This window comes from Streptomyces sp. NPDC015130 (genome assembly GCF_043080005.1).
Taxonomy (GTDB): Bacteria; Actinomycetota; Actinomycetes; order Streptomycetales; family Streptomycetaceae; genus Streptomyces.
This window is the reverse complement of sequence record NZ_JBIBVC010000004.1, coordinates 367,890-377,124: the sequence shown is the minus strand read 5'-3', so window position 1 is coordinate 377,124 and position 9,235 is coordinate 367,890. Positions and strand designations below refer to the sequence as shown.

The 9,235-nt window shown below is 72.4% G+C and carries 13 protein-coding genes; 5 read left to right on the top strand and 8 right to left on the bottom strand.

The features are described 5' to 3' along the window. Positions 1-132 precede the first annotated feature (132 nt). The 5 genes from ACF08F_RS10355 to ACF08F_RS10335 form a co-directional block, all read right to left on the bottom strand. On the bottom strand, positions 133-327 hold the full coding sequence (locus tag ACF08F_RS10355; protein WP_392298094.1) for a DUF6480 family protein: 195 nt from the start codon (positions 325-327) through the stop codon (positions 133-135). Between the two features lie 66 nt (positions 328-393). Next, positions 394-963 (bottom strand): hypothetical protein, encoded by a 570-nt coding sequence (locus ACF08F_RS10350; protein WP_392298093.1) that lies wholly within the window; start codon positions 961-963, stop codon positions 394-396. After that, complete coding sequence (locus tag ACF08F_RS10345) at positions 960-1,940, bottom strand: DUF6286 domain-containing protein (protein WP_392298092.1); 981 nt, start codon at positions 1,938-1,940, stop codon at positions 960-962. The genes ACF08F_RS10350 and ACF08F_RS10345 overlap by 4 nt, the downstream gene beginning before the upstream one ends. After that, positions 1,937-2,122: a hypothetical protein gene (locus ACF08F_RS10340; protein WP_392298091.1), complete on the bottom strand. Its 186-nt coding sequence runs from the start codon at positions 2,120-2,122 to the stop codon at positions 1,937-1,939. Before ACF08F_RS10340 ends, ACF08F_RS10345 begins: the two co-directional genes overlap by 4 nt. A 221-nt stretch (positions 2,123-2,343) precedes the next feature. Next, the gene (locus tag ACF08F_RS10335) at positions 2,344-2,841 is read right to left on the bottom strand and encodes an Asp23/Gls24 family envelope stress response protein (protein WP_392298090.1); all 498 of its coding nucleotides are present in this window, start codon (positions 2,839-2,841) and stop codon (positions 2,344-2,346) included. Between the two features lie 227 nt (positions 2,842-3,068). Between ACF08F_RS10335 and ACF08F_RS10330 the strand changes: the two genes are divergently transcribed. The 4 genes from ACF08F_RS10330 to ACF08F_RS10315 all read left to right on the top strand — a co-directional run bounded on the left by ACF08F_RS10330 (position 3,069) and on the right by ACF08F_RS10315 (position 5,393). Continuing rightward, positions 3,069-3,656, top strand: coding sequence for an RNA polymerase sigma factor (locus ACF08F_RS10330; protein WP_392298089.1), 588 nt, complete (start codon positions 3,069-3,071; stop codon positions 3,654-3,656). Then, positions 3,647-4,339, top strand: coding sequence for a hypothetical protein (locus ACF08F_RS10325; protein ID WP_392298088.1), 693 nt, complete (start codon positions 3,647-3,649; stop codon positions 4,337-4,339). Before ACF08F_RS10330 ends, ACF08F_RS10325 begins: the two co-directional genes overlap by 10 nt. Then, entirely contained in the window at positions 4,336-4,740 is a 405-nt protein-coding gene (locus tag ACF08F_RS10320; protein ID WP_392298087.1) for an Asp23/Gls24 family envelope stress response protein, read from the top strand. Before ACF08F_RS10325 ends, ACF08F_RS10320 begins: the two co-directional genes overlap by 4 nt. 107 nt (positions 4,741-4,847) lie before the next feature. Continuing rightward, the gene (locus ACF08F_RS10315; protein WP_392298086.1) at positions 4,848-5,393 is read left to right on the top strand and encodes a helix-turn-helix domain-containing protein; all 546 of its coding nucleotides are present in this window, start codon (positions 4,848-4,850) and stop codon (positions 5,391-5,393) included. 116 nt (positions 5,394-5,509) lie between these two features. Here ACF08F_RS10315 and ACF08F_RS10310 read toward each other — a convergent pair whose 3' ends face one another. From ACF08F_RS10310 to ACF08F_RS10300, 3 genes are all read right to left on the bottom strand, one after another. Next, positions 5,510-5,905: an NAD(P)/FAD-dependent oxidoreductase gene (locus ACF08F_RS10310; RefSeq protein WP_392298085.1), complete on the bottom strand. Its 396-nt coding sequence runs from the start codon at positions 5,903-5,905 to the stop codon at positions 5,510-5,512. Between the two features lie 92 nt (positions 5,906-5,997). Further along, positions 5,998-6,471 (bottom strand): hypothetical protein, encoded by a 474-nt coding sequence (locus tag ACF08F_RS10305; RefSeq protein ID WP_392298084.1) that lies wholly within the window; start codon positions 6,469-6,471, stop codon positions 5,998-6,000. Positions 6,472-6,701: 230 nt separating this feature from the next. Continuing rightward, positions 6,702-7,652: an SDR family oxidoreductase gene (locus tag ACF08F_RS10300; RefSeq protein WP_392298083.1), complete on the bottom strand. Its 951-nt coding sequence runs from the start codon at positions 7,650-7,652 to the stop codon at positions 6,702-6,704. 212 nt (positions 7,653-7,864) lie between these two features. Between ACF08F_RS10300 and ACF08F_RS10295 the strand changes: the two genes are divergently transcribed. Then, on the top strand, positions 7,865-9,127 hold the full coding sequence (locus tag ACF08F_RS10295; protein WP_392298082.1) for a serpin family protein: 1,263 nt from the start codon (positions 7,865-7,867) through the stop codon (positions 9,125-9,127). The last annotated feature ends 108 nt before the right edge of the window (positions 9,128-9,235 follow it).

The window sequence follows — 9,235 nt, the reverse complement described above, 5'->3', positions numbered from 1 at the left end:
TGGGGGGGGGGCGGGAGGGGTTTTTGCGGTTTCCGTTGGTGAGGCTGTGCCAGTTCTATCGGGCTGTTGGTTGGCTGCGGGGGGGGGGGCGCGCGCCCCCCCCCCCCCGCCCCCCGGCCTTCCTCGTCCTTCTCAGAGTCCACCGCCGATGCGGAACGCGAACAGCAGGGCCACCATGACGGCACCGAGGACGATCAAGGAGACCCACATCATCGGGTGCTCCCAGACACCCCCGTCCGGTCGCTCCGGATGCGCTGATGACGTGGAACCCTCGGCCGGCGGTGTCTCCTCGGGCCGTACGGGTGCGGGTGCGGGCCTGTCAGCCATGATGCCTCCCGGGTGTGACCGCCGCGGACGCCGTTCCACACCACCGTCCCCCCGTCTCACCCCTGCCTACAAGCTGCGTCGCTCGTGCGTCGAAACAGCCGCCCGCGGCCTGCCCTCGTGGCCGGTCACACGGATGTCCGTTCCCAGGCGGATGCCCAGAGCCGCCCGGGCCCGGCGCACGGGGCCGTCGACGACCTGCTGGACCACGTCGCCCGGTGGGGCGGACCCCGCCAACCGCAGCCTGACCGTCGCCCGCAGTCCCTCGCCGCGTCCGCGAAGGACGACCCGTGCCGAACGGACTCCCGGCAGCGCGCGGACGTCGGTGGCGATCGCACGGGCCAGCGTCCGGCGCCGGACGCGGAGCCCCTGTACGGCCAGGACACACCGCGCCGAGCGACCGGAGGGCAGCTGACCGATGCCCCACAGGAGCGACAGCGCGAGCACGGCCACGAGCGACAGGAGGACGGCGGCCCCCGACGGTCCGTACTCCCGCAGCCGCTCGAACGGCACGGCCGGTGGTGACCAGGGCAGGATGCTCCGCGCTGCCGGCCCGTGCCACACGATCCAGCCTCCGCCGGACAGTGCCGTGCCGCCGACCAGCATCATGACCAGGCGATTCACCCTCAGGGCGCTCATCCCGCGACCTCCCTCTCCCCCGACGGCCGCCCTCGTTCGTCGGCCACCACCTTCACCGACACCCTGGGGCTCCGCAGGAGACCGGCGCCGTCCAGTACGGCGGACGCGGCCCGCACGACGCTTCCTCCCCGTACGTCCGACGAGCCGGGGGAAGCCACCCGCACCCTGATTCGGACGCGGAGACGGCCGATCCTCACCCGGACCGATCTCACCCCCTCGACGGGCAGGACGGCCTGCCCCAGCAGCGAGGCGAGAGCGGCGCGATCGAGCGTGGCGAGGGTGGCCCCGTCGGGCGGTGCCATCGGCAGCCGACGCCGATACCCCGGCGTGGCGGCGAGGACCATCAGTACCACTCCGAGCAGGGCGGTCACCACTCCGGCCGCGGTCCACCGCCCGTCCGACAGCGGGACACCACGCAGCCCACCCCACGCGCCGGGCCCGTCACGGGCGATCCGGACCAGGAGCGCTCCGGCCGTCGCCGCCACGACGAGGGAGACCGCGGCGGCCGACAGCCTCCGCGCGGACCACGGCCGGTGCCCCAGGGGTGCCGCCGCCACCGCACGTGGCACCTCGGAGTCCGCCCGGGTGGCCGACGGCACGAGCTGCGCGGACCCGAGCCCTCCGTCCCGTACTGCCCGAAGGTCCACCGGTGTCACCGGGACGGTCCGCAGTCCCTCGATGACGATGTCGGCCCGGGTGATGTCCACGCCGGACAGCTCCGATGCCCGGTCCATCAGCTGCCGTCGTACCCGTACGCCATGGCCCACCAGGTCAGCGGGGTAGGCGAGTTCGAGGCCCATCCGGATGTGGGCGGCTCTCTCCCCCACCCTCGCGACCCTGGCCTCCCGCGCCGTACCGGCACTGCCCAGGACCTCGGCAGCCACCTGCCGGACGATGCGCCGGACAGCACGGTCGGAGACCGTCACGTCCCCGCGCTCGTCGACACAGGGCGCGGGAGCCGGCCTCGGCGCGCTCAACGCCGCTCCCCGTACCAGCGCACCAGGAGTTCCCTCGGGTCCGCGCCACCGTCCAAGGCGCGGCCTGCCCATCCGCCGAGCGCACCGAACGCCCCGACCAGCAGGAAGGCCCCGAACCCGCCGAACCAGGCGGCGAAACCGAGCGCCATACCGACGGCCAGTCCTGTCAGGGATCTACTCATCACACACACCTCGTAAGGAGTCGACCGTCCGTCGCCGGACGGGGAAGCGGCCCGCGACCGGGCGCCGGGGGTGTCTTGTCGATCACGCCGCGAGCCCGGGCTGATCGGCGGACCTGTTCGGCGGAACAGATCGGCAGAGCTGATCGCCGGATCTGATCAGCGGACCTGATCGCCGGATCTGATCAGCGGACCTGATCGGCGGATCTGATCGGCTGACGCCCCTAGGACACGCGGCTCTCACCGGTCGAGAGGTCCTGCACCTCGTCGGGCAAGTGCACGTCGTTCACCGCGATGTTGACCTCGACGACCTCCAGGCCCGTGGTCCGTTCCACCGCCGCGATGACGTTCTCCCGGACGTCACGTGCGACATCGGCGATGGGCACGCCGTACTCGACGACCAGATCGATGTCGAGCGCCGCCTGACGCTCGCCCACCTCGACCTTCACGCCCCGGCCGACGTTCGGGCGCCCGCCCGGCACACGGTCCCGCACCGCCCCGATCGTCCTCGAAAGGCCGCCGCCCATGTCGTACACGCCCGGGATCTCGCGCGCCGCCATGCCCGCGACCTTGACGACGACCAGGTCCGCGACGGAGGTCTTGCCCCTGCTGTCCCCGGGCTCGGCGGCGTCGCCGACGACACCCACGGAGACCGACCGCGCGTGCCCCCTCCGGGCCTCGAGCCGGCCGGCGTCCTTGTCGGTCAGGGTTGCTTCGGTCATGTGACTTCTCCTCATCCGTACTCGACACAAGTGGTCGATCACGTCGTTGGACACGGGCAATCGACATTCGTCACGCAGCAACCCGCGGTCTTCTGCGCGAAGGCGTCTCGGAGGGATGCGTGACGTTCGTGCAGGGGGCGTGTCCCACTCCCGCCGGGCAGACACCTTCCCGGTGGCGCGGTCGCGTGGCGGAGGGCAGGGACGCCCGGTGAGGAAAGGAACGGCCAGTGCGAGGGCTGACGGACGAACCGCCTGGGCTGACCCGGCGCGGGGCCGGCCCGGACGACACACTGCTCGTCGCGCGAGCGCGCGAGGGTGACGAGGAGGCGTTCGAGGTGCTGGTCCACCGGCACGGGCCCACTCTGCTGAGGCTGGCGCGGCGGATGCTGAGCGGCTCCGCGGAGGCCGAGGACGTCGTACAGGAGGCCTTGGTGGGCGCATGGCGAAGGCTCCCGGACTTCCGTGGGGACTCCGCGTTCCTCACCTGGATGTACAAGATCGTCACCAACCGCTGTCTCAATCAACTCAGATCGCGGAGGCCGACCACGGAACTCGACTCCGTCCCCGAGCCGCCCGCTCCCCCGCACGAGGGTTCGCCCGCCCGCGCGGCGGAGTCGAGTGCGGCACTCGCCGACCTGACGGTCGCTCTGGCCGAGCTCTCGCCGGAGCAGCGTGCCTGCTGGGTCCTGAGGGAGCTTCACCTGCTGTCGTACGAGGAGGTCGCCGAGGCGGTGGGCATCAGCGCGACAGCCGCGCGAGGCAGAATCTTCCGGGCCCGGCGCAGTCTGACGGAGGCGATGAGCGAATGGCGTTGAACTCGGACCCGCGGCCCCTCGGAGGCGCGGACGACGACGGTGAACTCCTGCCCTGCGGCCGGTCGCTGGAGAACGTCTGGGAGGGAGTGGCGCCGGAGGGGCAGAGCCCGGAGGCGGAGAGCGTCCACCATGCCCACTGCCCCCACTGTTCGGCAGCACTGGCCGACCTGCGTTCGCTCGACCGGCTGATCACGGCGGCACGCGAAGTCGATGCTTCGACCGGCGCCGACGCCACCGACGGCTACGCGGCCGCCGAGGCGCTGACCGCGCGGGTCATGGATGTCGTACGCCTGGAACTGCGCCCCGGTCGCACGCTGCCACTGGGTGGCGGGGACGACGAGCGGAGCTGGATCTTCGAGTCGGCGGCGGCGCGCGAACTCCGCGCCGCCGTGGACGCCTTGCCCGGCATCCGCGCCGGAAGCTGCCGCATCCATCCCCTTGGGGATGGCGGAAGTGAGGACGGCGCGGGTCGTGGCCCCTTGCGGGTGCAGGTGGCTGTCGTCGCGTCGCTCGCCGCGCTGCCCGATGCTGCCGACGAGGTGCGCGACGCACTGTTCGCAGCGGCGGACAGGGTGCTGGGCATGGACGTCCGTGAGATCGACGTACGCATCGTCGATGTGCTCGTGGAGGACGTCGGACCGGGGCCGGACGGCGGCCCCGGGTCGGAGAGGAGTGTGATGTGACGGAGCGGGACATGCGGGCCGAGCTGGAACAAGCGGCCGGTGCGGCCGCCCTGGCCACCGACGGAGTGGCCTTCCTCCGGCCGAGCCTCGGCGGGCTCCTGCGCCGGCTGGCCGCCGGAGCGGTCGGCCGCCCGGCCGTCGGGGCGGCGGATCGCCTCCCGTCCGCGCGGGAAGGGCGAATGGGGACTCCTCCCGCAGGGGTTCGGGTCGTCAGAAGCAACGCCGACCAGATGTGGGAGGTGGAGATCATGCTGACGGTCCGTCGGGGCGACCGGGCCCTGGATGTCTCCCGGGCCGTCCGCCGGGCCGTGGAACTCGCAGCCGAGCCGATCGTCGACGAAGACGGCGCGTCCCTCGGCGGAAGAGTGCGGACGACCGTGGTGGTGACGGGGATCGTCTGAACGCCGACCTGGGGCTCAGCCCGTCGGGGAGGCCGGGCGCTGCGCCGCCCGGGTGAAGTTGAGGACGACGGCCGTGACACTTCACCAGGGCGATGGTCCGACTTCATATGAACGCCATTCCTGCACCTCCGACCTCCTTCGACCACCGCACCACGTCCCCGGCGGCACCTCCGATCTCCCTGGACCACCGCGCTGCGTCCCTGTCGGCACGTCCGGCATCCCTCGACCGTCGCACCGCTTCCCTGCCCGCGCTCCCGCCGCCCGCGACCCGTCTGCGCCTCCGCGAGGCATGGGGACTCTCCCGTCCTCAGGTCGCGGCGGCCTTCGGCGTCACCGCGGCGACGGTCCGCCACTGGGAGTCGGGCCGCTCCTCCCCGCGGGGCGCGCGCCGCCGGGCGTACGCCGAACTCCTGACCGGACTCGCCGCGATGGAGCTCTCACCCGCCGCCCCGAAGCGAGCCACCGAGGAGTCCGCGCCCACCCCTCGGTCGTGGTATCCGGCACGGGTCGCCCCGGTGGGCACGCCCGTCAAGCCTCTCCGACCCGATCCCGTGTCGGAGTCGCGCCGGCGCCGTTGGCGCAGAGCGGCAGCCGCCGCCGGCTGCTGGACCCTGGTCCTGCACCTTCTGATGACCATGCCTGTCATGGGCTGACGGAGGGCATGTGTGGCGACGGCCGGGGGCGGCACCGAGGGCCGCCCGACAGAGCTGTGCTTCTGGGGCTTCACCGGCGACTGATATCCCTGCTCCGTCGCCGGACTCACCCGCGGTCAGCCGAAGCCCTGGGCTCCGATCCTCGCGTACATGCCGGCCAGGTTGTGGATGTCGCGTTCCGCGCCCTCGTGCAGCCACCGCTGGTACGTGGCCGCAGCACGGTGGGCGTCGAGCGCGCCGTTCGCCACGGCCACGGCAAGGCCGCCCGCCGTCGAACCGGACAGCAGTGCCCGCAGCACTCCGTGGGAGGACGCCGGGTCCAGCAGTACGCCGGCGTCGCCGACCACGAACCAGCCCGGCCCCGCTGCGGCTCCGCACAGCCGCCAGGTCACGTCGGCAGCCTGTGCGGGGCCCTCGGGGGTCAGACCCGCGAACTCCTCGGGCAGCCAGTCGGACGGCCTCTGCTCCGGTACGAAGTCCAGGCGCATCCACTGGTAGCGGGCCGCCCCCACCCGGGCCGTCCAGGTCCAGCCGGTGTGGTCCGCGACGATCGCGGGCGCCGCGTCACGGACCGAGCAGGCGCCCGACGCGTAGCCGTAGCGGATCAGCAGGCGTGGCGATCGCGCCCGGCCGGCCCCCGTGGGCCCGAGAGCGCGGGCGACCTGCCGAGCGCGGCCGGTCGCGTCGATGACGGTCCGCGCGTGCGGCTGTCTGCCCCGGTGACCTGCATGGCGATGTACGCGGCGAAGCGCTGTGGCACGGTACGGACGACGAACGGCTGCTTCGGGTCGAGCGGGGCGAACTGACGGAGCCGGGCGTTGTACCGGGGACCGGTCGTCCCCCTGCGGGTGATGCCCGGTCGGGAGAAGCAGAGGTCGGCGTGGCGGCCGTGCACCGAGCCGGTTGCGTCGCGGTAGTCGAAGGCGAACACGACCACACCGAGAGGGTTCTCACCGGCGATCTCCCGGAGCCGGGCCAGGGTGGGCGGGCGCACCCCGTACACGTAGTTCTCCACGGCCTCGATCTCGGCGAGGCTCGGAAACGCGCCGAGGGTCCGGCCCTGGCCGTCGGTGGTCACGTGGGGCGAGGCGAAGGCGTGGTAGAGCAGGCTCCGCGCCGAGAGAGCACCACGATCGCCTCCTGGGATGTGCAGAATCCCCCTCACCGATCGTCGATTCTGGCGGCTCGGGCGCGTTGGGCGGCCGACCGACGCGGGCTTGGCTCCGAACGGCCTAGGGGGTGTCCGGAAAGTAGCGTCGTCTGCGCGCAGGCCAGGCGGGACTTTACGGACACCCCCTAGAGATGCCGTCAGGGCTTGGTGCGAGGTGTGTCCGGGTTGGCTGCCAGGCTCTGGAGGGAGCTTGAGAAGCCTGCCGCGTGCTCCGCGGCCCACTCGGAGAACGTGCGGGCCGGTCGCCCCGTGACCTTCTCCACCGTGTCGACGACCGTACGGCCCACCTCCGGCGTGTTCCCGTACGCCTCCAGCAGAAAGCCGATCACGTCCTCCGGGTGACCCTCCGCCCGCCATCGGGCGACAGCCTCCTCCCTCGTCAGTTCGGCCAAGGAGATCTCCCGGCCCCGGGCAGCGGCGATCGCCGCCACCTTGTCACCGACAGTCAGCAGTTCGGGACCGGTGATCACGTACTCGCTGCCGCCATGACCCTCCTCGGTCAGGGCGACCGCGGCGACCGCGCCGATGTCCCCCTCGTGGACCATGGCGCTGAGCCGCGAGACGAACGGCTCGCGCACCTCGTCCCGGGCCGAGATCCCGGGCGCCCATTCCAGGGCGTTGGCCATGAACTCGACGGGCATCAGCACGGTCCAGGCCAACGATTCCTCGGCCCGTACGGCGTCCTCCAGCAGGGTCGGCCCACCGCCGTGCAGCACAGTGACCCGGCGTACCCCGGCCGCTCGGGCCAGCTCCAGGATCCGCGGGCCGGTCTCCAGAGGGGCGAAGTAGGGCCCCGCGAACGTGATGAGATGAAGGCCGGTCACTCCCTCCAGTGCCTCGGCCAGACCGTCGGGTTCGGTCAGATCGCCCTGGACGACCTCGACACCGGCCGGGAGACCGGCGCGCGACGCGTCCCGTGTGAGAGCGCGGACCTGGTGACCACGGTCGAGGAGTTCGGCGACGACCTGGCGGCCAACGGTGCCGGTGGCTCCGGTGACAAGAACCTTCTGGGCCTGAGACCCGTCGTGCGCTTCGTTCTGCCCCTGCGTATGCGGATGCGTTGGTGCGTGTGCCTGTGTCTGCGTCATGGAATGACCGTAGGGAGACTTGCGGTCAGCTTCTGTCCGTAAGAAGCTGAGGACGCCGGTGGACTCATCGAGTGCACGGTGCGCCTTCATCCCCGCGGCGAAAACCCTTCCCTTGCACGCCGCCCGCCCAGGTACGGTTTCGCTGATCACAGACCCGTGAGGCACGTACAGAGGAAGGGCGCGCAGCGCTGCTGGCGCCCGTGGGGGGCGTCATGAGAGCAACGTCGGCGACGATCCACGCGGTCAACGGGATGACCGCGCGCTGGGCGTCGGACGGCCTCGCGCCGGAAGCGCTCGCCAAGGGCACGACCTTCTCGGCGGTCGGAGTCTGGCCGCTCCTGGCCTTCCTCGCGGACGGCGCTTCCGGCCCGGCGCGCGACGAGCTGGAAGACGCACTCGGCATACGCGCCGCCGAGAGCGCCGGAGCCGCGCGCGGGCTGCTCGGCGCGCTGGCGCGTATCCAAGGCTCCGGTGCCGCTGTCGGCCTGTGGACGCGCCCCGGCCTGGAGGTGCACGGCCGGTGGGCAGCCGGGCTGCCCGACGCCACGCTCGGCCGGTTCAGCGGTGACGACGAGGCCGACAGGAAGGCGCTGGACGCGTGGGCCGCGGAGCGGACCGGCGGACTGATCCCCGCCATGCCCGTGCACGTCGACAAGGCGACGCTGCTCGTCCTCGCCGCCGCCCAGGCCGTGCGGACCAGGTGGCTGAGTCCCTTTCACACAACCGGGCTGGTGCCGGACGACCAGGGCCCTTGGGCAGGCAGAGACCTGGTCGGACTGAGCCGCCGCACCAGCCTGCTGGACCGGGTCGGTGTGGCGCAGACCCCGGCGGGCGCGCTGACCGTCCTCCGTGTACTCGGCAACACCGGTGTCGACGTCCATCTCCTCCTGGGAGAGCGGAACGCCGCGCCCGGCGCCGTCCTGGCCGCCGGAATCGCCGTCCTGTCCGGCACACACAGGGCTACGCCGGGCGACCAGCTGCCGTTCGGTGCGCCCGGACCCGGGTTGAACGTCCAGAAGGTCCGTACCAGTGACCGCGATCCCATCCTGTCCGTGACCACGTCGCCGTTCTCCCTCTCCGCCGACCACGATCTGCTCGCCACCCCGGCGGTGTTCGGACTCAGCAGTGCCAGGGACGTCGGCCGCGGCCACTTCCCGGGGGTCAGCGACGTGCCGCTGGCGGTGCAGCAGGCCAACCAGTCGGCCTCGGCCCACTTCACCGCGGAGGGCTTCGAGTCGGCGACGGTCACGGCCGTCGCCGCGGCCGCCGGCTGCGCGGAGTCGGCGGCACCGTACGTCGTACGCCACATCAGACTCGCCTTCGACCGCCCCTTCGGCTTCCTCGCCGTCCATCGCACCTCGCGGCTCGTTCTCTCGGCCGGCTGGATCGCCGAGCCCGTCGACCATGTATTCGACGAGGACGACTACGACGAGGACGACGAAGAGAGCGACGAATGGGACAACAAACGCGCCTGACGCGCACGGGCCCAGCCGGGTACGGGTGACCGCGCCGCATCCACGCCGGAACCGGCCACCGCGCCCGTGGTCGGCCTGCGGGCGCGCAGTCGAGCCGGGCAGGGACAG

Coding starts and splice junctions, on each gene's coding strand:
- ACF08F_RS10315 (WP_392298086.1), top strand. CDS start 4,848: ATGAACGCCATTCCTGCACCTCCGACCTCCTTCGACCACCGCACCACG.
- ACF08F_RS10340 (WP_392298091.1), bottom strand. CDS start 2,122: ATGAGTAGATCCCTGACAGGACTGGCCGTCGGTATGGCGCTCGGTTTC.
- ACF08F_RS10295 (WP_392298082.1), top strand. CDS start 7,865: ATGAGAGCAACGTCGGCGACGATCCACGCGGTCAACGGGATGACCGCG.
- ACF08F_RS10325 (WP_392298088.1), top strand. CDS start 3,647: ATGGCGTTGAACTCGGACCCGCGGCCCCTCGGAGGCGCGGACGACGAC.
- ACF08F_RS10300 (WP_392298083.1), bottom strand. CDS start 7,652: ATGACGCAGACACAGGCACACGCACCAACGCATCCGCATACGCAGGGG.
- ACF08F_RS10355 (WP_392298094.1), bottom strand. CDS start 327: ATGGCTGACAGGCCCGCACCCGCACCCGTACGGCCCGAGGAGACACCG.
- ACF08F_RS10350 (WP_392298093.1), bottom strand. CDS start 963: ATGAGCGCCCTGAGGGTGAATCGCCTGGTCATGATGCTGGTCGGCGGC.
- ACF08F_RS10335 (WP_392298090.1), bottom strand. CDS start 2,841: ATGACCGAAGCAACCCTGACCGACAAGGACGCCGGCCGGCTCGAGGCC.